This is a genomic window from Bauldia sp., from assembly GCA_037200845.1.
Taxonomy (GTDB): Bacteria; Pseudomonadota; Alphaproteobacteria; order Rhizobiales; family Kaistiaceae; genus DASZQY01.
The window spans coordinates 2,374,093-2,399,158 of the sequence record JBBCGQ010000001.1 but is presented as its reverse complement, the minus strand read 5'-3'; the positions used below and the strand labels follow the sequence as shown (position 1 = coordinate 2,399,158).

At 67.3% G+C, this 25,066-nt stretch carries 23 protein-coding genes; 16 read left to right on the top strand and 7 right to left on the bottom strand.

Features of this window, described 5'->3' with window-relative positions:
* Nucleotides 1–128: 128 nt before the first annotated feature.
* On the top strand, nucleotides 129–1,517 hold the full coding sequence (locus tag WDM94_11935) for an MBL fold metallo-hydrolase (protein MEJ0013307.1): 1,389 nt from the start codon (nucleotides 129–131) through the stop codon (nucleotides 1,515–1,517).
* An 84-nt stretch (nucleotides 1,518–1,601) separates the two neighbouring features.
* Entirely contained in the window at nucleotides 1,602–1,958 is a 357-nt protein-coding gene (locus WDM94_11930; protein MEJ0013306.1) for a BA14K family protein, read from the top strand.
* Between the two features lie 72 nt (nucleotides 1,959–2,030).
* Here WDM94_11930 and sthA read toward each other — a convergent pair whose 3' ends face one another.
* The gene (sthA, locus tag WDM94_11925) at nucleotides 2,031–3,422 is read right to left on the bottom strand and encodes a Si-specific NAD(P)(+) transhydrogenase (protein MEJ0013305.1); all 1,392 of its coding nucleotides are present in this window, start codon (nucleotides 3,420–3,422) and stop codon (nucleotides 2,031–2,033) included.
* Between the two features lie 234 nt (nucleotides 3,423–3,656).
* Between sthA and recA the strand changes: the two genes are divergently transcribed.
* The 6 genes from recA (at nucleotide 3,657) to WDM94_11895 (ending at nucleotide 10,961) form a co-directional block, all read left to right on the top strand.
* A complete protein-coding gene (recA, locus tag WDM94_11920) occupies nucleotides 3,657–4,745 on the top strand; it encodes a recombinase RecA (GenBank protein ID MEJ0013304.1) in 1,089 nt (362 codons plus the stop codon).
* Nucleotides 4,746–4,782: 37 nt separating this feature from the next.
* Nucleotides 4,783–5,127, top strand: a complete 345-nt coding sequence (locus tag WDM94_11915) for a VOC family protein (GenBank protein MEJ0013303.1) — start codon at nucleotides 4,783–4,785, stop codon at nucleotides 5,125–5,127.
* Between the two features lie 329 nt (nucleotides 5,128–5,456).
* Nucleotides 5,457–8,120 (top strand): alanine--tRNA ligase, encoded by a 2,664-nt coding sequence (gene alaS / locus WDM94_11910; protein ID MEJ0013302.1) that lies wholly within the window; start codon nucleotides 5,457–5,459, stop codon nucleotides 8,118–8,120.
* 15 nt (nucleotides 8,121–8,135) lie between these two features.
* Entirely contained in the window at nucleotides 8,136–9,284 is a 1,149-nt protein-coding gene (locus WDM94_11905; protein ID MEJ0013301.1) for a cyclic nucleotide-gated ion channel, read from the top strand.
* Between the two features lie 4 nt (nucleotides 9,285–9,288).
* The gene (locus tag WDM94_11900; GenBank protein ID MEJ0013300.1) at nucleotides 9,289–10,539 is read left to right on the top strand and encodes an aconitase X catalytic domain-containing protein; all 1,251 of its coding nucleotides are present in this window, start codon (nucleotides 9,289–9,291) and stop codon (nucleotides 10,537–10,539) included.
* A 44-nt stretch (nucleotides 10,540–10,583) separates the two neighbouring features.
* Nucleotides 10,584–10,961: a DUF126 domain-containing protein gene (locus WDM94_11895; protein ID MEJ0013299.1), complete on the top strand. Its 378-nt coding sequence runs from the start codon at nucleotides 10,584–10,586 to the stop codon at nucleotides 10,959–10,961.
* 7 nt (nucleotides 10,962–10,968) lie between these two features.
* Here the strand turns inward: WDM94_11895 and WDM94_11890 are convergent, their stop codons facing one another.
* A complete protein-coding gene (locus WDM94_11890; protein ID MEJ0013298.1) occupies nucleotides 10,969–11,994 on the bottom strand; it encodes an aldo/keto reductase in 1,026 nt (341 codons plus the stop codon).
* Between the two features lie 208 nt (nucleotides 11,995–12,202).
* Between WDM94_11890 and WDM94_11885 the strand changes: the two genes are divergently transcribed.
* Nucleotides 12,203–12,529, top strand: coding sequence for a hypothetical protein (locus WDM94_11885; protein MEJ0013297.1), 327 nt, complete (start codon nucleotides 12,203–12,205; stop codon nucleotides 12,527–12,529).
* A 6-nt stretch (nucleotides 12,530–12,535) separates the two neighbouring features.
* On the opposite strand, the gene WDM94_11880 is transcribed toward WDM94_11885, so the two are convergent.
* From WDM94_11880 to WDM94_11870, 3 genes are all read right to left on the bottom strand, one after another.
* Nucleotides 12,536–13,747, bottom strand: a complete 1,212-nt coding sequence (locus WDM94_11880) for an NADP-dependent isocitrate dehydrogenase (GenBank protein MEJ0013296.1) — start codon at nucleotides 13,745–13,747, stop codon at nucleotides 12,536–12,538.
* Nucleotides 13,748–13,863: 116 nt separating this feature from the next.
* A complete protein-coding gene (locus WDM94_11875) occupies nucleotides 13,864–14,154 on the bottom strand; it encodes a DUF718 domain-containing protein (GenBank protein ID MEJ0013295.1) in 291 nt (96 codons plus the stop codon).
* A gap of 75 nt (nucleotides 14,155–14,229) precedes the next feature.
* A complete protein-coding gene (locus WDM94_11870) occupies nucleotides 14,230–14,793 on the bottom strand; it encodes an HdeD family acid-resistance protein (GenBank protein ID MEJ0013294.1) in 564 nt (187 codons plus the stop codon).
* Between the two features lie 89 nt (nucleotides 14,794–14,882).
* Between WDM94_11870 and WDM94_11865 the strand changes: the two genes are divergently transcribed.
* The 6 genes from WDM94_11865 to WDM94_11840 all read left to right on the top strand — a co-directional run bounded on the left by WDM94_11865 (nucleotide 14,883) and on the right by WDM94_11840 (nucleotide 20,104).
* Complete coding sequence (locus WDM94_11865; protein MEJ0013293.1) at nucleotides 14,883–15,668, top strand: RNA methyltransferase; 786 nt, start codon at nucleotides 14,883–14,885, stop codon at nucleotides 15,666–15,668.
* Complete coding sequence (gene murI / locus WDM94_11860; GenBank protein ID MEJ0013292.1) at nucleotides 15,665–16,468, top strand: glutamate racemase; 804 nt, start codon at nucleotides 15,665–15,667, stop codon at nucleotides 16,466–16,468. Before WDM94_11865 ends, murI begins: the two co-directional genes overlap by 4 nt.
* Nucleotides 16,465–17,223: a dihydrodipicolinate reductase C-terminal domain-containing protein gene (locus WDM94_11855; GenBank protein MEJ0013291.1), complete on the top strand. Its 759-nt coding sequence runs from the start codon at nucleotides 16,465–16,467 to the stop codon at nucleotides 17,221–17,223. The genes murI and WDM94_11855 overlap by 4 nt, the downstream gene beginning before the upstream one ends.
* An 8-nt stretch (nucleotides 17,224–17,231) precedes the next feature.
* Nucleotides 17,232–18,527: a chromate efflux transporter gene (chrA, locus tag WDM94_11850; GenBank protein MEJ0013290.1), complete on the top strand. Its 1,296-nt coding sequence runs from the start codon at nucleotides 17,232–17,234 to the stop codon at nucleotides 18,525–18,527.
* Between the two features lie 167 nt (nucleotides 18,528–18,694).
* Entirely contained in the window at nucleotides 18,695–19,312 is a 618-nt protein-coding gene (gene rpsD / locus WDM94_11845; GenBank protein MEJ0013289.1) for a 30S ribosomal protein S4, read from the top strand.
* 63 nt (nucleotides 19,313–19,375) lie between these two features.
* Nucleotides 19,376–20,104 (top strand): LuxR family transcriptional regulator, encoded by a 729-nt coding sequence (locus tag WDM94_11840; GenBank protein ID MEJ0013288.1) that lies wholly within the window; start codon nucleotides 19,376–19,378, stop codon nucleotides 20,102–20,104.
* A 12-nt stretch (nucleotides 20,105–20,116) separates the two neighbouring features.
* Here the strand turns inward: WDM94_11840 and WDM94_11835 are convergent, their stop codons facing one another.
* Nucleotides 20,117–21,460 carry a hypothetical protein gene (locus WDM94_11835; GenBank protein MEJ0013287.1) on the bottom strand — a complete coding sequence of 448 codons (1,344 nt, stop codon included), beginning with the start codon at nucleotides 21,458–21,460 and terminating at the stop codon, nucleotides 20,117–20,119.
* A 187-nt stretch (nucleotides 21,461–21,647) separates the two neighbouring features.
* Here WDM94_11835 and WDM94_11830 point away from each other — a divergent pair, with 187 nt between their 5' ends.
* The gene (locus tag WDM94_11830; protein MEJ0013286.1) at nucleotides 21,648–24,761 is read left to right on the top strand and encodes an autotransporter domain-containing protein; all 3,114 of its coding nucleotides are present in this window, start codon (nucleotides 21,648–21,650) and stop codon (nucleotides 24,759–24,761) included.
* Here WDM94_11830 and WDM94_11825 read toward each other — a convergent pair.
* Nucleotides 24,711–25,046 carry a hypothetical protein gene (locus WDM94_11825; protein ID MEJ0013285.1) on the bottom strand — a complete coding sequence of 112 codons (336 nt, stop codon included), beginning with the start codon at nucleotides 25,044–25,046 and terminating at the stop codon, nucleotides 24,711–24,713. The genes WDM94_11830 and WDM94_11825 overlap by 51 nt on opposite strands.
* Nucleotides 25,047–25,066 lie beyond the last annotated feature (20 nt).

Genomic DNA, 25,066 nt, shown 5'->3' with positions numbered 1-25,066 from the left:
TGCGAATGATTCCACGCATGTCATGCCGCGATATTGATGAAAATTGTCAATTTCCGCCGCTCCGCAGCGGCTATCAATGCCGCGCCCGGCGACTATTATCCGCCGCCCGCCATCAGGAATCCCCGACCTTGAAGATTTCCTTCCACGGCGCCGACCGCGAGGTCACCGGCTCCTGCCACCTCATCGAATGCAACGGCAAGCGCATCCTGATCGACTGCGGCATGTTCCAGGGCAGCCGCGACCTCGACGAGGACAATGCCGAGCCGTTCGACTTCGACCCGAGGGCGATCGACTTCCTGCTGCTGACCCACGCGCACCTCGATCATTGCGGGCGGCTGCCGCTGCTCGCCAAGCGCGGCTTCAAGGGCGAGATCATTGCGACGGCGGCGACGCGCGAGCTGGCGCGGCTGGTAATGATCGATTCGGCGCGGATAGCCGAGGAAGACGCGGGGCACCGCTCGCGCCACTTCTCGCGCCGCAACGGCGAGGTGCCGAACGTCGAGCCGCTCTACACGCTGCTCGATGCGATGAACGTCCAGGATTTCTTCGGCCGTGTCGCCACGTACCGGCAGCCGATCGAGGTGGCGCCCGGTATTCGCGCGACCTACCTCGATGCCGGCCACATCCTTGGCTCGGCGTCTATCTTCCTCGAGCTTACGGAGGGGAGCGAGAAGCGCCGCGTCACGATGTCGGGCGACATCGGCAACAGCGGCCGGCCGCTGATGAACCCGCCGACGCTGCCGCCGGAGTCGGATGTCGTCGTGATGGAGACGACCTACGGCGACCGCAACCACAAGCCCTACGATGTGTCGGTCGCCGAGTTCTACAAGGCGATCGACGAGACCTTCGCGCGCGGCGGCAACGTCATCATTCCGACCTTCGCGCTGGAGCGGGCGCAGGAGCTGCTGTTCGCGCTGCACGATGCGATCGCCAAAAGCCGGCTCGCGCCGGCGGTGCAGGTGTTCCTCGATTCGCCGATGGCGATCTCGGCGACGGAAATCTTCCGTCATCATTTCGAGTGCCTGTCGGCGGAGGCGGTGGCGCTGTTCAAGGGCGGCGACGATCCGCTCAATCTGCCCGGTCTGCATTTCACCAGCGAGACGGCCGACTCGATCAAGCTCAACACGATCCGCGGCGGCGCGATCATCATGGCCGGCTCCGGCATGGCGACCGGCGGGCGCATCCGCCACCACATCCGCCACAACATCTGGCGGCGCGAGACCGGCATCGTGTTCGTCGGCTTCGCCTCGCAGGGCACGCTGGCACGCCTGATCGTCGACGGCGCCAAGACCGTGAAGCTGATGGGCGAGGAGATTCCGGTAAAGGCGAAGGTCTACACGATCAACGGTTTCTCGGCGCACGCGGGGCAGGCGGAGCTGCTCTCGTGGCAGGCGCCGTCGAAGGCCGCACGGACCTTTCTCGTGCATGGCGACGAGGCGGTGATGACGACGTTCGCGGGGCTGCTTACGGGCACGCAGGCGATCATGCCGAAGCGGGGCGAAAGCTTCGATCTCTAGGCATCGCGGAACGATGCCGGCCGCGGCGCGTTACTTCCTACCAGGTACCCGACCCGGTCGGGCCCCTTTCCAGGAGGAACCACCATGACCAGTCGCACCAGAACCATCGTCACAAGCTTGGCAGCCGCTGCAATGCTCGCGGTCGGCACGCTCGCCGTCACAGCCCCGGCCGCCGAGGCCGGGCAGTACAACTGGCAGCAGAACCAGAATAACTGGCAGTGGCGCCAGCAGCACCGGAACCAGCACTACAACGGCTACAACAACAACGGCGGCAACGCGGTCGCGGCCGGAATTCTCGGCCTGATCGCCGGGACGTTCCTCGGCACGGCGATCAGCCAGTCGAACCACACCGTTTCGTACTGCGTGCAGCACTTCAAGAGCTACGATATCGGCTCGCGCACGTACCTCGGCTTCGACGGCTTCCGCCATTCCTGCGGCTAGTCCGAGCGAGGCATAAATAGCGAAGGCCGCCATGTTGGCGGCCTTTCGTTTTTCGTGCGGGCAAGGCCGTGCCTAGGCCGGACCCATGCGGTTGTAAGCATCGAGCGCCGCGATCTTGTAGCCCTCGGCCAGCGTCGGATAATTGAAGGCGTTGCCGACGAAATAGTCGATCGTGCCGCCGAGGTTGAGCACCGCCTGGCCGATGTGGATCAGTTCGGTCGCGCCTTCGCCGACGATGTGGGCGCCGAGCAGCTTCCGATCCGCCAGCGAGAACACCAGCTTCATCATCCCCGAGTCGAGGCCCATGATGTGGCCGCGCGAGATTTCGCGGAAGCGGGCGATGCCGATCTCGTAGCCGATGCCGGCGTCGCGCGCCTGCGCCTCGGTCATGCCCACGGTCGAGATTTCGGGCACCGCGTAGATGCCATACGGGAAATATTCCGGCGCGGTCGGCACCGGCGCGCCGAAGGCATGGCAGGCGGCGATGCGGCCCTGTTCCATCGACGTCGAGGCGAGGCTCGGGAAGCCGATGACATCGCCGGCAGCATAGATGTGCGGCACGGAGGTCTGGAACGTCTTGCGGTCGACCTCGATGCGCCCGCGGTTGTCGGTGGCGATGCCGCAATGTTCCAGCCCGAGATCCTTGGTCGCGCCGACGCGGCCGGCGGCGTAGAGCAGCATCTCGGTGCGGACCTTGCGCCCGTCCGACAGAAAGGAGACGGCGTAGCCCTGGTCGTCGACCTCGACGCGGTCGACCTTGGCGCCGAGGCGGAACTGGACGCCGCGTTTGCGCAGGTCGTGCATGAATTCGTCGATGATCTCGCGATCGATGAACTCGAGGAAATTGTCGCGCGGCTCGACGATGGTCACCGGCACATCGAGGGCGGAGAAGATCGTCGCATACTCGATGCCGATGACGCCGGCGCCGACGACGGTGAGGCTGCGCGGCACGTGCGGCTCGGTGGCGATGTCGTCGCTGTCGAAGACGTTGCGGCCGTTGAAGGGAATCGTCGGCGGCCGGTAGGGCGAGGTGCCGACCGCGACGATGATCTTCTCGCCGCGGAAGGTGTGCTCCTCGTTGCTGGTCTTCACCACCAGCGTATGGGGATCGGCGAAGCGGGCGACGCCGGCGAAGGTGCGCACGCCGTTGCGGGCGAACTGGTGCTCCAGCACCTCGATCTCGTAGTCGAGCGTCATCCTGAGGCGGACGCCGAGGTCCTTGCCCTCGATGTCCTTCTTCACGCGGTAGGCCAGGCCGTAGAAGCCGCGCTCGCGCCAGCCGGAGAGATTGAGCGCGGTCTCGCGGAGAGTCTTGGACGGGATCGTCCCAGTGTGGACCGACACGCCGCCGACGCGCAGGCGATTCTCGATGACCAGGACGCTGCGGCCGAGCTTGGCGGCCTGGATGGCGGAGCGGCGTCCCGCCGGGCCGCTGCCGATGACGATGAGATCGTATTTATCCACGCGCGCCCCTCGGTATTCCGCCAGTGCCGGCAAATCACCGAAGCAAGTTGCACGCCGTTGATGTCACTTGAGATGTCGGAGGAGGCGGCCGGCATGGCGCTGTGTTTGCTGCTGACACATTTTGGACAGCGCGTTCTTGCCTTGTAGAACAAAACGTGTACACTCAAATTCATCAAGGGGCGCCACACTTTCCCACTGGCTTTCGACGCGGCCCCGGCGAATAAGGAGCGAGACATGCCGGCCACACCACTTCGCGTGATCGAGGGCAATTCCATGGACGCGAGCAAGTCGAAGGCGCTCGATGCTGCGCTTAGCCAGATCGAGCGGAGCTTCGGCAAGGGCTCGATCATGCGACTGGGCAAGAACGAGTCGCCGGTCGAGATCGGCACCGTGCCGACCGGCTCGCTCGGCCTCGACATAGCGCTGGGCATCGGCGGCCTGCCGCGCGGCCGCGTGGTCGAGATTTACGGGCCGGAATCCTCGGGCAAGACGACGCTCACCCTCCAGGTGATCGCGGAAGCGCAGAAGGCGGGCGGCATCTGCGCCTTCATCGACGCGGAACATGCGCTCGACGCGACCTATGCCCGCAAGCTTGGCGTCAGCCTCGACGACCTGCTCATTTCGCAGCCCGACACCGGCGAGCAGGCGCTGGAGATCGTGGACACGCTGGTGCGTTCCGGCGCCATCGACGTGCTGGTCATCGATTCGGTGGCGGCGCTCACGCCGCGGGCCGAAATCGAAGGCGAGATGGGCGACCAGTTGCCCGGCCTGCAGGCCCGCCTGATGAGCCAGGCGCTGCGCAAGCTCACCGGCTCGATCTCGCGCTCCAACACCACCGTCATCTTCATCAACCAGATCCGCATGAAGATCGGCGTCATGTTCGGCAGCCCGGAGACGACGACCGGCGGCAATGCGCTCAAGTTTTACGCCTCGGTGCGCCTCGACATCCGCCGCATCGGCTCGATCAAGGAGCGCGAGGAGGTCGTCGGCAACCAGACCCGCGTCAAGGTGGTGAAAAACAAGCTGGCGCCGCCGTTCAAGCAGGTCGAATTCGACATCATGTACGGCGAGGGCATCTCGAAAACCGGCGAGCTGGTCGATCTCGGCGTCAAGGCCGGCATCATCGAGAAATCCGGCGCCTGGTTCTCCTACGACAGCCAGCGCCTCGGGCAGGGCCGCGAGAACGCCAAGGCGTTCCTCAAGGACAATCCCGAGATCGCCGCCAAGATCGAGAAGTCGATCCGCGAGAACTCCGGCCTGATCGCCGAGAAGTTCCTCGAGCGCGCCGACCCCAGCGACGACGACGGCGAAGCGGCCGAGTAATCGGACGGTAGCGTTTCTCCAGCGTATGGGTCGTTCGATGAAACTCGCGATCAACTACATCGAGTTCGCCAGCCCCGACATCGCGGCCAGCCGGGCCTTCTTCGCGAAGGCTTTCGGCTGGTCCTTCACTGACTATGGCCCGTCCTACACGGCGTGGAACGAAGCCGGCATCGACGGCGGCATAGCGGCGGCGGAGAAGCCGGCCGCGCTGCCGCTAGTCATCCTTTATGCCGACGATCTCGACGCCGCCGAGGCAGCCGCGCTGGCTGCGGGCGGTACGGTGGTGGTGCCGCAATACGACTTCCCCGGCGGACGGCGATTCCATTTCCGGGAGCCGGGCGGGAATGTGCTGGCCATCTGGAGCCCGCGCGCGGAGGCGTGATGGGTTAGTGGGGAGGAGAGACACCCCTCCCCAAACGGCCTTTTGCCGTTTGACCCTCCCACAAGGGGAGGGTTCATCCTTGCCGAAGCGTCGGCTCCAACAAACTCCACCTGTTGAGCCCTCCCCTTGCGGGAGGGCCAAAACCGCAAGGCGGTTTTGGGGAGGGGTGTCTGTCCTCCGCATTGGTGCCGCAGACGCCGTTCGCCGTGCGCTAAGCCATAAGCCGGCGTCACAATCATTGGACAGCGCAACCGCCGGGGCGCTAGAAACGCGCGGTTATCCGGCGTTCCCGCGCCGGCCGCGGCGGTTCTTCACGAGCACCCATCCGAATGCCCAGCGTCAACGACATCCGTTCCCAGTTCCTCAGCTATTTCGTTGCGAACGGGCATACCGAGGTCGCCTCGAGTCCGCTGGTGCCGCGCAACGACCCGACCCTGATGTTCACGAATGCCGGCATGGTGCAGTTCAAGGACTACTTCACCGGCCGCTCGACGCCGCCCTATCCGCGTGCGACGACGTCGCAGAAGAGCGTGCGCGCCGGCGGCAAGCACAACGATCTCGACAACGTCGGCTATACCGCGCGCCACCACACCTTCTTCGAGATGCTCGGCAACTTCTCGTTCGGCGACTACTTCAAGGAGCGCGCGATCGAGCTGGCGTGGAACCTGATCAGCAAGGAATTCGGCCTGTCGAAGGACAAGCTGCTGGTCACCGTCTATCACACCGACGACCACGCCTTCGATCTATGGAAGAAGATCGCCGGCTTCTCAGACGACCGCATCATCCGCATCGCGACCAGCGATAATTTCTGGCAGATGGGCGACACCGGCCCGTGCGGCCCGTGCTCGGAAATCTTCATCGATCAGGGGCCGACGCTGCAGGGCGGGCCGCCGGGCAGCCCGAACGAGGATGGCGACCGCTTCCTCGAGTTCTGGAACCTGGTGTTCATGCAGTTCGAGCAACTGCCGGGCGGCGAGCGCATCGACCTGCCGAAGCCGTCGATCGACACAGGCATGGGGCTGGAGCGCATCTCGGCGATCCTGCAGGGCGTCTACTCCAACTACGACATCGATTTGTTCAAGACGCTGATCGCGGCGTCCGTCGAGGTCATCGGCGTCAAGGCCGAGGGCGAGAATCGCGCGTCGCATCGCGTCATCGCCGATCATCTGCGCGCCTCGAGCTTCCTGATCGCCGACGGCGTGCTGCCGTCGAACGAGGGCCGCGGCTACGTGCTCCGCCGCATCATGCGCCGCGCCATGCGGCACGCGCATCTGCTCGGCGCCAAGGAGCCGGTGATGTGGCGCCTGGTGCCGACGCTGGTCGCCGAGATGGGCCGCGCCTATCCGGAGCTGGTGCGCGCCGAGGCGCTGATCCGCGAGACGCTCAGGCTGGAGGAGACCCGCTTCGGCCACACACTGGAGCGCGGTCTGACGCTGCTCGACGAGGCGACGACGTCGCTCTCCTCCGGCGGCACGCTCGCCGGCGACGTCGCCTTCCGCCTCTACGATACCTACGGTTTCCCGCTCGACCTGACGCAGGACGCGCTGAAGCTGCGCGGTATCTCCGTCGATACCGCCGGCTTCGACAAGGCGATGGAGAAGCAGAAGGAGGAGGCGCGCGCAAGCTGGGCCGGGTCCGGCGACACGCAGACCGAGCCGGTGTGGTTCAAGCTGCGCGAGGCGCTGGGGGCGACCGAGTTCCTCGGCTACGAGACCGAGAGCGCCGAGGGCGAGATCGTCGCGCTGGTGCAGAAGGGCGAAGGCGTCGCGTCGGCCAAGGCCGGCGAGGAGGTCGCGGTCGTCGTCAACCAGACGCCGTTCTACGCCGAGTCCGGCGGCCAGCAGGGCGACATGGGCATCATCGTCGGCGAGAAGGGCGGCGCCGTCATCAACGATGTGCAGAAGCGCGCCGACGGCCTGTTCGTGCACAACGGCCGCGTCGCCAACGGCACGCTGTCGGTCGGTGACGCCGTGCGCCTGTCGGTCGACAATCCGCGGCGCACCGCGATCCGCGCCAATCATTCGGCGACGCACCTCTTGCACGCGGCGCTCCGCAACGTGCTGGGTTCGCACGTCGCGCAGAAAGGATCGCTGGTCGCGCCCGACCGCCTGCGCTTCGACTTCTCGCACCCGAAGCCGATGGACGCGCACGAGATCGAGGCGGTCGAGGATCTCGCCAACACCGTCGTCCTGCAGGATGCGCCGGTGACGACGCGGCTGATGGACCGCGACGAGGCGATGCAATCGGGCGCCATGGCGCTGTTCGGCGAAAAGTATGGCGACGAGGTGCGCGTCGTGTCGATGGGCGTGCAGCCCGGCGGCGTGCCCGACAAGACGTACTCGGTCGAGCTGTGCGGCGGCACGCATGTCGGCCGCACCGGCGAGATCGGCCTGATCACGCTGGTCGGCGAGGCCGGCGTCGCGGCGGGCGTGCGCCGCATCGAGGCGCTGACCGGAGCGGCGGCGCGCAAGCATCTCGCCGATCAGGAGAAGCGGCTGCGCGCTGTCGCGCTGGCGCTGAAGGTGCGGCCGGAGGAAGCGGCCGAGCGCGCCGCGGCGCTGATGGATGAGCGGCGGAAGCTGGAGCGCGATCTGGCGGACGCGCGCAAGAAGCTGGCGATGGGCGGCGGCGCATCGAACGGCGCCGACACCGGCATCCGCACCGCGGGCACCACGAAATTTCTCGGCCGCTCGGTCTCGGGCATCGCGCCCAAGGACCTCAAGGGCCTGGTCGACGACGGCAAGAAAAGCGTCGGCTCCGGCGTCGTGGCGATCGTCGGCGTCACCGAGGACGGCAAGGCCGGGCTGGTGGTCGGGGTAACCGACGACCTCACCGCGAAATTCAGCGCGGTCGATCTGGTGCGCGTCGGCTCCGAGGTTCTGGGCGGCAAGGGCGGCGGCGGGCGGCCCGACATGGCGCAGGCCGGCGGCCCCGATGGCGGCAAGGCCGACGCGGCGCTCGCGGCCATCGCCGCCGCGCTGGAAGCCGGCTGAAGCGGGATGGCGACGGTGGCGCGGTCGCACGAACTCCGCCGTCGCGTCTTCGATCTTCTTGAGCGGGTGGATCGCCACGCGCGCCTGCCGCGTGTCATCTCCGGCTTTCTGGTTGTGCTGATCCTGATCAACGTCGTCGCGGCGGTGTTCGAGACGGTCGCCGCCTATGCGGTGCAATACGGCTGGCTGTTCAGCGGCATAGAGATCGTGTCGCTGGTCATCTTCTCGTTCGAGTATCTCGTTCGCCTGTGGGTGTCGGTCGAGCATCCGCGGGCCCGCGGCAAGCCGGCGTGGCGGGCGCGGCTCGCCTACGCCGTGACGCCGGCGGCGCTTGTCGACCTCATCGCGATCGCGCCGTTCTTCATCGAGGCGTTCACCGATACGCACCTGCGCATCGTCGTGCTGGTGCGGCTGCTGCGGCTGTTCAAGCTCGGGCGCTACTCGACCGGATTTCAGTCGCTGGCCGAGGCGCTGCGGCGCGAGCGCTCGGCGCTGCTCGCGAGTTTCCTGATCCTGGTCTCGGTCGTGCTGGTCGCGGCGTCGTTCGCCTACATGGCCGAGCGCACCGTGCAGCCGGATGTGTTCGGCTCGATCCCCGACGCGATCTGGTGGGCGATGGAGACGGTTACCACCGTCGGCTACGGCGACGTCATCCCGAAGACGGCGCTCGGCCGCATCATCGGCGGCGTCACCATGATCAGCGGCATCCTGATGATCGCGCTGCCGGTCGCGATCATCGGCTCGTCGTTCGCCGAGGTCGTTCGCCAGCGCAGCTTCGTCATCACGTTCGGCATGGTGGCGCGCATTCCGCTGTTCGCCGACATCGGCTCGCAGGTGCTGGGCGATATCCTGCCGCACCTGCGCGCCATGACGATCGAGGCGGGGACGGTGATCGTCGAGCCGGAGCAGGGCGACGAGGCGCTTTACGTAATCGCCGATGGCGTGGTGGAGGTGGACTTCACCCATTCGCGGCGGCGGCTGGTGGCCAACGAATCGTTCGGCGTGGCGCCCGATCCGCAGGCGGTGGCCGAGCACTATTCCGCGCTGGCGCTGACGCGGGTGAAGCTCCTGGCGCTCGACCGGATCGACCTCCGGCACCTGGTCGCCCGCCATCCCGAGCTCGCCCGGCGGATCAGGCCGGCGGTGCTGGTGCCGACCGCGTGAGCCCATGCTGAATCTCGAGGCGCAGGACCGGGCGCTGCTCGACGGCGCGCAGGGCGGCGCGGCGGCTTTCGCCATGGGCCTGCTGGTGCGCTACGGCGAGGCGGTCGGCGCGGAGCGCTTCATCGACATCACGCGCGCGCACATCGACGGATGCCTCTATCACGGCGAGGCGAGCCTCGATTTTGCCGAGCATGTGCTGCGGCTCGGCGGCAAGGTGTGCGTGCCGACGACGCTGAACGTCGGCTCGATGGACCTGATCCATCCGGAATTGTTTCGCGGTGCGCCGGCGCTGGGGGCGGCCGGGCGGCGGCTGATGGAGGTGCACGAGGCGCTGGGTTGCGTCTCAAGTTTCACCTGCGCGCCTTACCAGACGCTGTTCCGGCCCGTGCTCGGCGAGCAGATCGCGTGGGCGGAGTCGAACGCAATCGTCTTCGCCAACTCGGTGATCGGTGCGCGCACCGCCCGCTACGGCGACTTCATCGATCTTGCCGCGGCGCTGACCGGCCGCGTGCCCTATGCCGGGTTGCATGTGCCGGAGAACCGGCTCGCGACGATCGTCTTCACGGTTCCGCCTGCCGTCGCTTCGTGGCCGGGCGATGCGCTTGCGGTCGCCGTCGGCAGCATCGTCGGCGCGCGGGCGGGGAACGAAATCGCGGCCATCGTCGGCCTGCCGCCGTCGCTCAGCGAGGACGACCTCAAGGCGCTCGGCGCAGTCGGCGCGTCGAGCGGGGCGATGGCGATGTTCCACGCCGTCGGGTTGACGCCCGAGGCGCCCGACCTTGCGACCGCCACCGGCGGTGTGGCACCGGGAAGGGTGGTGGCGCTCGGCGAGCGCGACCTCGGCGATGCGATCGACCAGCTTTCGACGGCGCGGCCCGGCGCGGCGGTCTCGGCGGTGGCGCTAGGGACGCCGCATTTTTCGGTTGCCGAGTTTGCGCGGCTGATGCCGCTTCTCGCCGGGTTCGAGCGGGCGCCGTCCGTCGATCTTTACGTCAACACCGCCCGCGATACCTACGCGGCGCTCGGCGAACGCGGCTGGCTCCCAACATTGGAGGCGGCGGGGTTCACCATCGTCGTCGATACGTGCACCTACGTCACGTCCGTGATGCGGGAAATCTCCGGCGTGGTGATGACGAACTCCGGCAAGTGGGCGCACTATGCGCCCGGCAACCTCGGCATCGACGTAGCGTTCGGTTCGCTGGAGGAGTGCCTGGCCTCGGCCGCGGCGGGTCGCGTGACGCGGAGCCGGCCGTGAGATTCGACGGGCGCAGTCTGACACCGGGCAGCGGATCGGGACCCGTGACGGCGATCGCGCCGCTGAGCTTCTGGGGCGGCTACGATCCGGAGGCGGGGCTGGTCATCGACCGGCATCATCCGGCGCATGGCCGTTCGCTCGCCGGCGTTGTCCTGGTCATGCCATCGGGCCGCGGTTCGTCGTCGTCGAGCACCGTGCTGGCCGAGGCCATCCGTCTCGGCAAGGCGCCGGCGGCGATCGTGCTCGCCGAGCCCGACCCGATCCTCGTGGTCGGGGCGATGGTGGCGGAGGCGCTGCACGGGCGGCGCTGCCCGATCGTCGTATTGTCGCGCGCCGACTACGATCGCGTCGCGACGTCGCCGACCGCGGAGGTCATGGCGGAGGCGGGAGCGGCTTCGGTCGCCATTCCCGCCGCCGCGTAACCCTACGTCAGACGCTCAGCGGTCGGCCGACGTTCTGCCGCTCGATCATCCAGCCGGGATATTCCGCGGGCAGGGCGCTCACCTTGTCGAGCGCGGCCAGTTCGTGCGCCGTCAGTTTCACATCGACCGCAGCCAGGTTGTCGTCGAGTTGCGCGACGTCGCGGGCGCCGACGATCACCGTGGTCACGAACGGCTTGTGCAGCAGCCAGGCGAGCGCGATGCGCGCCACCGAGACGCCGTGTGCCGTCGCGATCGGCCGCATCGCGTCGATGGCGTTGAAGGCGCGGTCCTTGTCGACCGGCGGGAAATCAAAGTTGGCACGGCGCGCCGTGCCCTCGGCCTTGCCGTCGCGGTCGTACTTGCCGGAAAGCAGGCCGCCGGCCAGCGGACTCCATACCATCAGCCCGACCTTCTGGTCGGTGAGCAGCGGCGCGATCTCGCGCTCGAGGTCGCGGCCGGCGATGGTGTAATACGCCTGCAGCGAGGCGAAGCGCGCCCACGCATGCGCGTCGGCGATGCCCAGCGCCTTCATGATCCGCCACGCCGCCCAGTTCGACACGCCGACGTAGCGGACGTGTCCCTGGCGGACGAGGTCGTCCAGCGCGCGCACGGTCTCCTCGACCGGCGTCGCCTGGTCCTGGCCGTGGATCTGGTAGAGGTCGACGTGGTCGGTGCCGAGCCGCTTCAGGCTGGCTTTGACCGCATCCATGATGTGGCCGCGCGATGAGCCGCGGTCGTTGGGACCTTTGCCGGTCGAGCCGTTGGCCTTGGTGGCGAGGACGAAATCGCTGCGTGGCCGGCCGGAATTCTTCATCGCCTGGCCCGTGATTTCCTCCGACAGGCCCTCCGAATAGACGTTGGCGGTGTCGACGAAATTGACGCCGGCTTCGAGCGCGCGATTGACGATGGCGTCGGCGCTCTTCTGGTCCACTTCGCCGATGTTGGTCCAGATGCCGCGGCCGCCGAAGGTCATGGTGCCGAGGCAGATTTCGGAAACGAGCAGGCCCGTCCCGCCGAGTTGCTTGTAGCGCATGGGATTTGTCCGAGAAGGAAAGAGGGGAGGCGCGGCGGAATCGCGGCGTCGACACTGACCTAGGCGCGAACCCGCGGACGACAAGGAGAACCGAAGCAATTCTCGCCGGAATCCTGCCGAAGCATTTGGCAAGGGACGGCTGCTTTCTTGACCGGCGTGGCGGCCGTCGGCATCATCAGAGTCGGGGGCGTCCGATGGAGGTCGATCCATGGCTCAAACCGGAAAATTCGCGGTGGCAGTCGCTGCCGTGCTCCTCTCCGCGCCCGTCGCGAACGCCGCGCCGATGGAGTGCAAGCCCAACTTCAGCTCGCCGATGGTGCTGAACACCAGCGACGTGGATACTTCCTGGAAGACGGCGGTCACGCAAGCCTATGACGCGTCGTGGGCCGACTTCGGGCGCGCCAAAAACAAGAAATATCACGACGTGAACCTTGGCCTGGGCATACTGCACTACGTCATCGCGCAGCCCTGCCGGCCATGGCGCCCGGCGGGGCAGATCAACAGAACAAACGGCGTGCTGCAAAAGGCGCCGTAGCCGGCGCTACGCCATCGCCACCTTGAGGTTCTCGTCGACCTTGTCGAGGAAGCCGGTCGTGGTCAGCCACTTCTGATCGGGGCCGACGAGTAGCGCCAGGTCCTTGGTCATGTACCCGGCCTCGACGGTGTCGACGCAGACCTTCTCGAGGGTCGAGGCGAACTTCGCCAGCGGCGCGTTGTCGTCGAGCTTGGCGCGGTGGGCGAGGCCGCGCGTCCAGGCGAAGATCGAGGCGATCGAGTTGGTCGAGGTGTCCTTGCCCTTCTGGTGCTCGCGGTAATGGCGGGTGACCGTGCCGTGCGCGGCCTCGGCCTCGACGATCTTGCCGTCGGGCGTCAGCAGCACCGAGGTCATCAGGCCGAGCGAGCCGAAGCCCTGCGCCACCGTGTCGGACTGCACGTCGCCGTCGTAGTTCTTGCACGCCCAGACGTAGCCGCCTGACCACTTCAGCGACGACGCCACCATGTCGTCGATCAGCCGGTGCTCGTAGGTGATTTTGGCGGCCTTGAACTTCGCCGCGAACTCGGCGTCGAAGACTTCCTGGAACAGGTCCTTGAAGCGGCCATCATAGGCCTTGAGGATCGTGTTCTTGGTCGACAGGTATACCGGGTAGTTGCGCGACAGGCCGTAGTTCATCGAGGCGCGGGCGAAATCGCGGATCGAATCGTCGAGGTTGTACATGCCCATGGCGATGCCCGAGGAGGGCGCGTCGAACACCTCGTGCTCGATCACCTTGCCGTCCTCGCCGACGAACTTGATCGACAGCTTGCCCTTGCCGGGGAAGCGGAAGTCGGTCGCCTTGTACTGGTCGCCGTAGGCGTGGCGGCCGATGATGATCGGCTTGGTCCAGCCGGGGACGAGGCGCGGCACGTTCTGGCAGATGATCGGCTCGCGGAAAATGACGCCGCCGAGGATGTTGCGGATCGTGCCGTTCGGCGACTTCCACATCTTCTTCAGGGCGAATTCCTCGACGCGGGCTTCGTCGGGCGTGATGGTCGCGCACTTCACGCCGACGCCGACGCGCTGGATCGCCTCGGCGGATTCCACCGTCACCTTGTCGGCGGTGCGGTCGCGGTTTTCGATGCCGAGGTCGAAGTAGAGCAGGTCGATGTCAAGGTAGGGCCGGATCAGCTTGTCGCGGATCAGGTGCCAGATGATGCGGGTCATCTCGTCGCCGTCGAGCTCGACGACGGGATTGGCAACCTTGATTTTCTGCATGGCGAACGGCCCCCTGGGTACGATTTATACCGCCGTTTAACATCGCCGGATGGGCGTGCAAAGACGCGCCGGTGCGGCAGATGCACCGGCCCGCGCTTCTCTACAGGCAGCGGTTGCTAGGTCAGTTCCAGCACCGCTTCGCCGGACACCGGATCGGTGACGCCGAGGCCGCCGCCGAGGTCCTCGAGCAGCGGGCGTAGCTTGTCGAGATTGGCGATCATGGCGGAGCGGGCGGCGACGATATCGGCCATCGCGTTCCACTCGCCGACCAGGCAGTAGGTGCGGTCGCCGGTCTTGATCAGGGCGAGCTTGCGGAAACCCTTGATGCCGTCGGCCTTGTGCAGGTCGACGAATTCCTTTTCGCGGCCGGGCTTAACCCGGAAGCGCACGACGTTATACGCAGTCATCGCATGGTCCTCCCGCGCGGTTGCGGCGGAGATATTGCCGCAGCCCGCGCGGGAAGTCTTGTCACATCTGCCCGATCAGGCAGCGAGCCGCCGTGCCGCCAGCGCGATCGCGACGTAGCTCCAGCCGGTGAAGGCCAGCGAGATGCCGGCGAGCGTGCCCAGCGCATAGCCACTCGACATCGGCCACTGGATCCAGATCAGGACGCCGACGATGAGGGCGATGACGCCCGAGGCGACGATCCAGCCCCAGCCGTCGTGCGGACGGAGCTGGAAGCCGAGGATGATCTGGAAGACGCCCTTGACCACGAACATGACCGCGGCGAGCAGCGTCAGCGTGATCAGGCCGCTGACCGGGTTGAGGTAGATGCCGATGCCGCCGACCAGCAGGACGATGCCGATGATCAATTGCCAGATGAAGCCGCCCCACGACTGCATCCGCCAGGCGTGGACGATCTGGCCGATGCCGGTCAGCACGATGATCACTCCGACGACGGTCGCGACGACGATGCCGGCGAGGAACGGGGTGATGAAGGCGAAGAAGCCGCCGACGATGAACAGGATGCCGAGGGCCAGCATCCAGCCCCAGTTGGCACGCACGCTTTCGCTCAGGCTCATGGGTGTCATCATGGCATTGGTCATGGGTGTTTCTCCGTCCCCGATTCGGTAGGGCGCCAGTATACAACCTCGCGGCTGGTGCGGCGCCTGACGATGGGCTAGGAGGGCGCTCGATGCCGCCGAATTCCGAGCCTGCGATCATCCTGGTCGAGCCGCAACTGTCCGAAAACATCGGGACGGCGGCGCGCGCCATGGCGAATTTCGGCCTGTCGCACCTCCGGCTGGTCAATCCGCGCGAGGGCTGGCCGAGCGACAAGGCGCGCTCCGCCTCGGCGAGCGCCGACCATGTCATCGACGGCACGCAGGTGTTCGCGACGCTGGAGGAGGCGATCGCGGACCTCAACTTTGTCTACGCGACGACGGCGCGATCGCGCGAGATCGTGAAGCCGGTGGTCGGCCCGCGCGCCGCGGCGGAGGCCTCGCGGGCGCGGATCGCGGCGGGAGGCGCCGTCGGCGTGCTTTACGGGCGCGAGCGGAGCGGCCTTACGAACGAACACATCTCGCTCGCGGACGAGATACTGACGCTGCCGGTCAATCCGGATTTTTCCTCGCTCAACATCGCGCAGGCCGTGCTGATCTTCGCCTACGAGTGGCGGTTGGCGGGCGAGGGCGGCGCGACGCTACCCTTCGGCGAGGAAGCGCGGCCGCTCGCCTCGCGTGAGCAGCTCGTCGGCATGTTCGAGCATCTGGAAGCCGCGCTCGACGACGCCGGCTTCTTCCGGCCTTCGCAGAAACGCCACCACATCACGCTGGTCATCCGCAACTTCCTGCAGCGCGCCCAGCTCAGCGAGCAGGAGGTGCGCACCATGCGCGGCATCATCGCGGCGCTGGAGCGGCGGCCGACACGGCCGCATCTGACGCCCGACGGCAACGAGACGACCGAACGGGGCAAGCCATGACGCGGCTGCTCGTATTCGACTCCGGTATCGGCGGCCTGTCGGTGGCGCGCGAGATCACGCGCGCATTGCCGGCCGCGGAGATCGTCTACGTCGCCGACGATGCGGGCTTCCCCTACGGCGACTGGGCGGAGGCGGACCTGACCGAGCACGTCGTCCGCATGGTCGGCGGCCTGATACACATCCTGAAGCCGGCGGCGGTGGTCATCGCGTGCAACACGGCATCGACGCTCGTGCTGCCGCCGCTCCGCGCCGCGCACCAGGTGCCGTTCGTCGGCACGGTGCCGGCGATAAAGCCGGCGGCGGCGGAGACGCGCAGCGGCCTCATCAGCGTGCTCGGCACCTTCGGCACGATGCAGCGCGAGTATACGCGCGCGCTGATCCAGGAATTCGCGGGCAACTGCCACGTTCGCCTCGTCGGCTCGGCGAATCTCGCTTCGCTCGCCGAGGCCTACATGCGCGGCGAGCAGATCGACGACGCCGCCGTCTGGGCGGAGATCGAGCCGGCGTTCGTCGAGCGCGAAGGGCAGCGTACCGACACCATCGTGCTCGCCTGCACGCACTACCCGTTCCTGCAGGGGCACTTCGCGTCCGTTGCGCCGTGGCCGGTGCACTGGATCGACCCGGCGCCGGCGATCGCGCGGCGCGTCGTGTCGGTCGTCGGCGAAGTTCCCGGCACGCCGGCCGGGGGGCGGGCGTATCTCACTTCCGGCAAGGCGTGGGCGCAGCCGATGGCCGGCGTGCTCGATCAGCTCGGACTGGAGCCGGCGCAGCTTCCCGGCATGGCAAGGACAGAGACATGACGATCCGCGTGGTGGTGGCCGGTGCGACCGGCTGGACGGGCAGCGAACTGGTCAAGGCGATCGCGAAGGCTGACGACCTGATGCTCGCCGCAGGCGTCGCGCGGAAGGGCGAGGGCATGGTGCCGACGCTGGAGGCGGCGCTCGCGGCGCCCTCCGACGTCGTCGTCGACTACACGCACCCGGGCGTCGTGAAGGCGCACACGCTGCTGGCGCTGTCGAAGGGCCGGCACGTCGTCATCGGCACGTCGGGCCTCACCGCCGGCGACTATCGCGAGATTGACGCGGCAGCGAAAAAGGCCGGCAAGGGCGTAATCGCCGCCGGCAACTATTCCATCACCGCGACGCTGCTGACGCGCTTCGCCGTCGAGGCGGCGAAATACATCCCGGACGTCGAGGTGATCGACTACGCCTCGGCCAAGAAGCCGGACGTGCCCTCGGGCACGACGCAGGAGCTCGCCGAGCGCATAGCCGCCGTTCGCGGCAAGGGATCGTCGGTGCCGGTCGGCGACATCCTCGGTCCGAAGGAGGCGCGGGGCGCGGCGATCGGCGAGGGCAAGCCGGTGCAGCTTCATTCGCTTCGCCTGCCGTCGTACGTCATCGCGGTCGAGGCGATATTCGGCGCGCCCGACGAGCGGCTGACCATCCGCCATGACGCGGGTTCGTCGGCGGCGCCCTACGTCGCCGGGACGTTGCTCGCGGTGCGTAAGGTGGTCGGGCTGGTCGGGCTCACGCGGGGCTTAGACACGCTGATCTGAGGTATCCGATGAGCGCAGGGCCGACGTTCCGCGAAGCGACGGCGGTCTGGGCGAAGATCGGGCTGCTCGGCTTCGGCGGCCCGGCCGGGCAGATCGCGCTCATGCACCGGATGGTGGTCGAGGAGCGCAAGTGGGTCTCCGAGGCGCGCTTCCTGCACGCGCTCAACTTCTGCATGCTGCTGCCGGGACCCGAGGCGCAGCAACTCGCCACCTACATCGGCTGGCTGCTGCACGGGACGCGCGGCGGCATCGTCGCCGGCACGCTGTTCATCCTGCCCGGCCTCGCGCTGATACTCGGGCTCTCGACGCTCTACGCCGTGTTCAACGATGCGGCCTGGCTCGCCAGCCTGTTTTTCGGGCTGAAGGCGGCGGTGCTGGCCATCGTCATCGATGCGGTTGTCCGCATCGGCCGGCGCGCGCTGAAGGGCGGCGTCGCAGTGTCGCTCGCCGCTCTCGCCTTCGTCGGCATCTTCGCGTTCCACGTTCCGTTTCCGGTGATCGTGCTTGGGGCGGGGTTGATCGGCGTTGCGGTGCCGCGCTTCTTCTTCTTGGCCGACGTTGACGATACGGAAGCCGACGCCGTCGCGCCGCCGACGGCCGCGCGATCGCTGCGCGTCGTTGCCGTGTGGGGCGCGCTGTGGGCAGCGCCCGTCATTATCGTCGGCGTCGGGTTCGGGTGGGGCAGCCTCTACGCCGGGCTCGGCGGCTTCTTCAGCCAGATGGCGGTGGTCACCTTCGGCGGCGCCTACGCGGTGCTCGCCTACGTCGGGCAGGTGGCGGTGTCGTCGTATCACTGGCTGCAGCCGGGGCAGATGCTCGACGGGCTGGCGCTCGCCGAGACGACGCCCGGGCCGCTGCTGCTGGTGCTCACCTTCATCGGCTTCATCGCCGCCTACGCCGCGCCGGGCGTACTGCCGCCGCTCGCCGGCGGCTTCCTCGGCGCGCTGCTGGTGACGTGGGTGACGTTCGTCCCGTCCTTCCTCTGGATATTCCTCGGCGCGCCGTACATCGAGCGCGTGCGCGGCAACCGCACTGTGGCCGCGGGCCTTGCCGCCATCACCGCGGCGGTGGTCGGCGTTATCCTCAACCTCGCGGTGTTCCTCGCGCTGCACGTCCTTTTCTGGCAGGTCGGCGAGCTTGCGTGGGGTCTGTTCCGCCCCGCCTGGCCGTTATTCTCGAGCCTCGACCCGGAGGCCCTGGCGCTGGCCGTGATCGCGGCGGTGGCGCTATTCCGCCTGCGTCTCGGCATCCTGCCGATTCTGGGTGTTTGCGGCGTCCTTGGCCTGCTGATCCGGCTGATTTGACTGGAAGGGAGGCGCAGGGTATTACCCCGCCCGTCAAACGGGGGCTTCGGTCCCCGTTGGCATTTCCATGCGACCCGCGGAAACCTTGGGCAGCTTGCCCAGATTTCCTGTCGGTTTCCCCGAAACGGGAGACAGAGGAGGGCGCCTAACCCGACAGGGATTATGCGATGACCAAGCGCGCGCAAGCGAAGTACAAGATCGACCGACGCCACGGCCAGAATATCTGGGGCCGTCCCAAGAGCCCGGTCAACAAGCGGGAATACGGCCCCGGCCAGCACGGCCAGCGCCGCAAGGGCAAGCTCTCCGATTTCGGCACCCAGCTTCGCGCCAAGCAGAAGCTCAAGGGCTACTACGGCAACATCTCGGAGAAGCAGTTCAAGAACATCTACTACGAGGCAATCCGCCGGACCGGCGACACCTCGGAGCATCTGGTCGGCCTGCTCGAGAGCCGGCTGGACGCGATCGTCTATCGCGCCAAGTTCGTGCCGACCGTGTTCGCGGCGCGCCAGTTCGTCAACCACGGCCACGTGCAGGTGAACGGCAAGCGCGTCAACATTGCGAGCTACCGCGCCAAGGCCGGCGACGTCATCTCGATCAAGGATTCGTCGAAGCAGATCGCGCTCGTGCTCGAGGCCGTGCAGGCGCCGGAGCGCGACGTGCCGGAATACATCAGCGCCGATCACTCCAAGATGACGGCGACATTCCTGCGCACCCCGGCGCTCACCGACGTGCCGTACCCGGTGCACATGGAACCCCACCTGGTGGTCGAATTCTACTCGCGCTAGTCGCGGGCTCGGTTGCGAAGGCCGCCTACGGGCGGCCTTCTTCGTTTCAGGAGCAGGCGGCGAGTGGCGACGAACCGCACCAACGAGATTCTGGCGTTCATCGCGCGGGCAGCGGACGATTCCGACGTGCCGGCGCTGATCGAGGATTTCCGCCGGGTCATCCGTCTGTTCGGCTTCGATTGCTCCTCCGGCGGTAACTGGGTCGGCCTCGGCAAGCAGCGCCACTACCGCTTCTTCTTCAACGACTGGCCGCAGGACTGGCTCGACTATTACAACGAGCACGGCTTCTTCCAGCGCGACTTCATCGTGGCCGAGTCGCGCCGGCGCATGGCGCCGTTCACGTGGAGCGAGGTCGATCCGTCGATCTTTTCCAGCGCCGTTGCCAAGGAATTCTTTGCCGCCAGTACCGCGCACGGCTGGATCGATGGCTTCGTGGTCCCGATCCGCGGCACCGGCGCCTACGAAGGCATCGTCAGCCTGGCGGCGAAGCAGAAGCTCGACCTCGCCGCGGTCGATCGCGGGCTGCTCGAGACCGCCTGCCGCGTACTCAACGAGCGTTGTCGCACGACCATCGGCCTCGGCGACACGCCGCAGCCGCTGCCGCAACTCACGGAGCGCGAGATCGAAAGCCTGCAGTGGGTGTCGCTCGGCAAGACCGACTGGGAGATCGGCGAACTGATGGGCGTCACGAAGGCGACGGCGCATTTTCACATCGAGCAGGCGAAGCGCAAGCTCGGAGTCACGTCGCGCGTGCAGGCGGTGGCGCTGCTGCTACTTCATGGTGTGTTGTAGCCGGCGCGCCGGTCAGAACACGGCGTCGGCGAGCGTCTTGAAGCGGGGGTCGGTGTGGAGCGGCTTCAGCTGCGGGTCGAGACGGATACCGATGATGTCGGGTTCGTCCGCGGCCTTCGACTTTTCCAGGTAGTCGAGCGCCGTTTGCAGATCGCCGAGCGAGGCGGCGGTGCGGGCCACATTGAAGGCGGTTTCCTTGCCGGCGGCATATTGGGCGGTCTGGCTGGTGAGGATCGCCGTGAACATCGCCGGCGCGCCGCCCGAAGCCAGCGCAAGGCTGGCCGCCGTGAAGGTGGCGCGCATGGCGTCGTTGCCCTCCAGCCGCGCCGCTTCCAGCGACTCGCGGATATAGTCGCCGTACTGCCCGCGATCGAGGTGGATGGTCGCCAGGTAATAATGGGGCGGCAGGAATTCCGGCGCCGTCGTCTTCAAATCTTCGAGCAGCGCCACGGCTTCGTCGGCGTGGCCGGCGTAAAAGAGGATCAGCCCCTTGTTAGCGAGGATCGAGCGCGATTCGGGCTCCAATTCCTGCGCGTGCGTGATGGCGCGCAGCGGCTCAGCGAAGTCGCCCGAATGCATCGTCACCAGCGCGTACCAGTGCAGCGTGCGGCTGGCGTCGGGATTGAGCGTCAACGCGCGTTCGAAAAGCGCCCGCGACTTCGCCAGGTCGTGAGCCCAGTAGAATGTGGTGAAGGCGAGCGCGGCGTAGGCGTCGGAGAGATTGGCATCGAGCGCGATGGCGTGCTCGGCCGCAGCCTTGGCCAGCGGATAGGCGGTGGCGGCCGGCATGTCGGTATACTGCGTTAGCAGATTGTAAGCGTTGGCGAGGCCGACATAGGCTTCGGCGTACGCTGGGTCGGCGGCAATCGCCGCATCGAACAGCCGCCGCGCCTCGCGCAGGCTATCCGGCGTGCGCGTGTTCCAGAAATACGTGCCGCGGAGGTAGAGATCGGCCGCGGCTGCGGACGGCTGGTGGCGCGGTGGCGTGGTCGCGGTCGCGACATGCGGCGCGACCGGCGCGCGGTTTACCAGAACCTCGGCGGCGACACCGAGAGCGACGAGCGCCAGAGCTCCGGCCGCGACGACGGGCCAGGCCCACGGCCGGGGCGTCGCCGGTCCGACCGCGTCGGCGGCCTGCCGTTCGACGCGGCCACTGCGCAACCATTGTTCGAGTTCGCCGGCAAAGGCGAAGACCGTGGTGCGCGCGCTGCCCGGCAACCTGTGCACCGGCAATCCGCGCTGCGCCTCCCAGCGCTTCACGGTCCGCTCGTCTTTGCCGAAAAAGGCGCCGATTTCCTTCCAGCTGTTCAGCCGGCGGTCGGGCGCGGGGGAATCTACTACGCTTTCCGTACTCATGTCCCGATATGCCCCGGGCGAGTCCCGAGATGTCGGCTACCGCAATCTGGCCCCAACCATAGCATCCACCTGAGGGAATTCGCGAGTCTCGGCATGCGGACATGCTGAATCGGTGGGGTGTTGCGTGGTGGTTTTGTACCGGCTTTTGGCGCGTCGCATGCACCCGGCAGTAGTGCCGCTCGCCCTGTTGGCTGGGTTCTGGGTCTTGGCGGCCGGCGGGGTAGCGAGTGCCGCCTGCGATTCAACGAGCCCGGCATCCAACACCACGGCGAATTGCACCGGCGCGGAGAGCACGGGGGTAATTGCTTCCGGAAGCTCCAACGTCATCGTCAACGTCCAGCCTGCCGCGTCGATCACGCCGGCAAGCGGTCCCTCGATCTGGCTTGGCGCCGACGCCGACATACGGATTCTGGGCACGTCCACCGTCGGCAACAATGCGAGTGCGGACGATACCAACGCCGTACTGATAGGCAATTCGTCGACAGTCACGGTCAACGGCACCATCCAGGCCAAAAGAGGCATTGCGGGCCCGACGCAGGGCACCGGCTCGCCCGGCTTCGCCAATGCAGACATCACGATCGCGCAGGGTGGCAAGATCATCTACAACGGCGCAGAAGGAACTTCCCGCGCGCTCGACGGCCGGGCCGGCAACAACGTCTACAAGATCAGCGGTGAACTTGACGCCACAGCGACCGCGGGCGGCGAGTTGATCGCGGTCGGCAATAACGACAACATCACGCTCAACGCGACCGGCGTGTTGAAGACGCTGTCGTCAGGCGCCGGGGCGATCCGGTACTCGACGGCGACGAACGTCACCGTCACGACCGCTGCCGGTTCCCTCATCGAGACGCACGGCGTCGGCGCCAACAGCATCCTCGTTGGCAGCGGAGCGCATCTCGAGCTTTCCGGTGCGATCCGCTCCTACGGCGATACGGGATCGTCCGGCGCTTTCGGCGGCTTGGGGGTTGATGTCGGCGTCGGCTCCTACGTGTGGCTGAAGAGCACGGGCAGTATCATTACCGGCAACAACAGCGGTCTGGGTAACAAGGGAGATGGCGCGCGCGGGATCACGACCTACGTTTCGGGTACGGCTTCGAACTCGACGATAATCGTCGACGGCAAGGTCGATACGTCCGGGCAGTTCAACGCGCATGGCATCTTCGCCGGCACCGGAGACAACATCACCATCGGTGCGACGGGAACTGTCACGGTCCGTAACAGCGGCTCCTACGCAATCCTGGTGCGCGCAACGACCACCGATGCCAATCATCATGTGACGCTCGATATCGCGGGCCGGGTCGAGCAGCTCAGCACGACGCAGGCGTTGCGCATGCAGGCGGACCAAGGTCCCGATCTCAACGCGGACGTCACCATCGAGCAGGGCGGCACCCTCTATGCCGCTGCCAACCTGGCGTACTCGCAGCCCGACGGCTTGGGCTCGTACGGTGCGGTGATCGACAACCTTGTCGTCAAAGGCACCATCCAGCGCGGTAACAGCGGTAAGGCGATTGACCTGAACGACGGTGCCGACACGATCACGTTGTTCCCCACGTATTCGATTATCGGCGGCGTCGATGGCGGCAGTGCCTCCGCGGGCAGTGATCCGCAAGTCGACACCTTCGCCTTCGACGGCGCGGCCGATACCAACGGCACCTTCGATTTCGGCGCCATCGCCGTTACAAATTTCGAGGCGGGCGCGAAAAAGGGCGCCGGCCACTGGACCCTGACCGGCACGGCCGGCACGGCGATCAACGGATCCTTCGCGGTCGACGCCGGCCTGCTTTCGGTCAACGGCACGATGAACAGCACGGATTTCGTCGTCGCCGCGAACGGCACGCTTGGCGGCAGCGGCACGATCAAGTCGTTTGCGGGTGCCGGCAAGATCGCGCCGGGCAACTCGATCGGCACGCTCACCACCGGCACCGCGACCTTCAGCGCCGGGCAGACGTATGAGGTCGAGCTCGACGACGTCGACAATCACTCCGACAGGGTCGTCGCGACGACCGTCACGATCAATCCGACCGCGATGGTGTCGGTGCTGGTGACGCCCGGCACCTACGCCGACACCAACACATATCTGATCGTCGATGCGACGGGCGGCACGCTGACCGGAACGTTTGCCAACGTCGTCGATAATTCGGCGTTCGTGAATTTCACGCTCGACTACACGCACGACAAGCAGGTGTGGCTGAAGACATCCATCGTCGCCGCGCTGCCCGACGTCGCCGAGACTCCCAACCAGATCGCGGCGGCCGGCGGTATCGACGAGCAGGGACCGAGCACCGCGTTGTTCGATGCGATCCTGCCGCTCGGCGCGGACGCGGCGCGTAACGCGTTCGACCTCTCGTCGGGTGAAATCCACGCGACCCTCGAGGATATCGTCCTCGACGACACGCGCTTCATCCGCGAGGCGGTGTTGCAGCGGCTGAACGATGCGTTCGGCCCCGGCAGCGAGGCCAGCGGCGGGGCCGATCCCGCCCGCCCGAGACTCGCGCTCTGGGCGCAGGGCTTCGGCAGCAGCGGCTCCGGCACGGGCGACGGCAACGCTGCCGGCTACAGCCGCTCGATCGGCGGATTGGTCGCCGGCGTCGATGGCGGCGAACCGGGCGCCTGGCGCGCCGGCGCGGCGGTGAGCTACCAGCGTGCCAGCCTGTCGGTTCCGGATCGCGCGTCGTCGGCCACGGCAGACAGCTTCGCTGTGGCGGCATACGGCGGCGTGGAGAACGGCGCCGTCGCGCTCCGCTTCGGCGGAGCTGCGAGCAGCGGCACGATCGACACGGTGCGGAACGACACCTTCGGCGGCTTCAGCGAGGTTCTCACCGCGCGCTATGGCGCCCGCACCGGGCAGTTGTTCGCCGAGGCCGCCTATCGGGCGAAATTCGGCAATGTCGCCGTCGAGCCGTTCGCCGGCGTTGCCCGCGTGGCGGTCGACACCGATGCCTTCACCGAAGCTGGCGGCGCGGCGGCGCTGACGGCCGCGTCGGAGCACCATGTCATGACGATCGCGAGTTTCGGCGCGCGCTTCGCGGCGCCGCTTCCGGCAACCCATGGGCGCCTGACGGCGCTCGTCGCGTGGCAGCATCGCTTCGGCGATACGACGCCGACGGCGAGCCTCGCATTCGCCGGTGGCTCGGCGTTCACCGTCGCGGGCGTGCCGCGGCAGCGCGACTCGCTCCGCATCGAGGCGGGCATGGAATGGGATATCGGACGGCGCTCGACGCTATCGCTCGCCTATTCCGGGCAGATCGCGTCAGGCGCGTCCGATCATGGCGCCAAGGCGCGGTTCGCGATCCGCTTCTGACACTACCGCCGGTGCCCGCTCCACCGCGGATCGTTGACGATCTCGAGTTCGGGCGCCGGCGCGCAAGGGCCCGGTCGCTTGACGACGCAGACGGCGGTGCGGCTGCCGTCGCTGAAGCAGCGCGTGCCGGCTGGAGGCGATCGGGGCCAGCCGGCCGGCGATTGCCGGCACCCAGCGCTCGCGCAATTCGAGCCGGCAGCCGAGCACGACCGCGACCGCCACCGCCGGAGCAAGGTGGAATCGGAACGCGACCGCGCTGCCGAGCGTCAGTCCGGCGAGCAGCATGCGGCGCGGCGTGGCCGGTC

What these genes read in the sequence shown, in the direction of transcription:
- WDM94_11930 (MEJ0013306.1), top strand. Translation starts at nt 1,602, where the DNA reads ATGACCAGTCGCACCAGAACCATCGTCACAAGCTTGGCAGCCGCTGCA.
- recA (MEJ0013304.1), top strand. Translation starts at nt 3,657, where the DNA reads ATGCCGGCCACACCACTTCGCGTGATCGAGGGCAATTCCATGGACGCG.
- WDM94_11915 (MEJ0013303.1), top strand. Translation starts at nt 4,783, where the DNA reads ATGAAACTCGCGATCAACTACATCGAGTTCGCCAGCCCCGACATCGCG.
- alaS (MEJ0013302.1), top strand. Translation starts at nt 5,457, where the DNA reads ATGCCCAGCGTCAACGACATCCGTTCCCAGTTCCTCAGCTATTTCGTT.
- WDM94_11900 (MEJ0013300.1), top strand. Translation starts at nt 9,289, where the DNA reads ATGCTGAATCTCGAGGCGCAGGACCGGGCGCTGCTCGACGGCGCGCAG.
- WDM94_11890 (MEJ0013298.1), bottom strand. Translation starts at nt 11,994, where the DNA reads ATGCGCTACAAGCAACTCGGCGGGACGGGCCTGCTCGTTTCCGAAATC.
- WDM94_11885 (MEJ0013297.1), top strand. Translation starts at nt 12,203, where the DNA reads ATGGCTCAAACCGGAAAATTCGCGGTGGCAGTCGCTGCCGTGCTCCTC.
- WDM94_11880 (MEJ0013296.1), bottom strand. Translation starts at nt 13,747, where the DNA reads ATGCAGAAAATCAAGGTTGCCAATCCCGTCGTCGAGCTCGACGGCGAC.
- WDM94_11875 (MEJ0013295.1), bottom strand. Translation starts at nt 14,154, where the DNA reads ATGACTGCGTATAACGTCGTGCGCTTCCGGGTTAAGCCCGGCCGCGAA.
- WDM94_11870 (MEJ0013294.1), bottom strand. Translation starts at nt 14,793, where the DNA reads ATGACCAATGCCATGATGACACCCATGAGCCTGAGCGAAAGCGTGCGT.
- WDM94_11865 (MEJ0013293.1), top strand. Translation starts at nt 14,883, where the DNA reads ATGCCGCCGAATTCCGAGCCTGCGATCATCCTGGTCGAGCCGCAACTG.
- murI (MEJ0013292.1), top strand. Translation starts at nt 15,665, where the DNA reads ATGACGCGGCTGCTCGTATTCGACTCCGGTATCGGCGGCCTGTCGGTG.
- WDM94_11855 (MEJ0013291.1), top strand. Translation starts at nt 16,465, where the DNA reads ATGACGATCCGCGTGGTGGTGGCCGGTGCGACCGGCTGGACGGGCAGC.
- chrA (MEJ0013290.1), top strand. Translation starts at nt 17,232, where the DNA reads ATGAGCGCAGGGCCGACGTTCCGCGAAGCGACGGCGGTCTGGGCGAAG.
- rpsD (MEJ0013289.1), top strand. Translation starts at nt 18,695, where the DNA reads ATGACCAAGCGCGCGCAAGCGAAGTACAAGATCGACCGACGCCACGGC.
- WDM94_11835 (MEJ0013287.1), bottom strand. Translation starts at nt 21,460, where the DNA reads ATGAGTACGGAAAGCGTAGTAGATTCCCCCGCGCCCGACCGCCGGCTG.
- WDM94_11825 (MEJ0013285.1), bottom strand. Translation starts at nt 25,046, where the DNA reads ATGCTGCTCGCCGGACTGACGCTCGGCAGCGCGGTCGCGTTCCGATTC.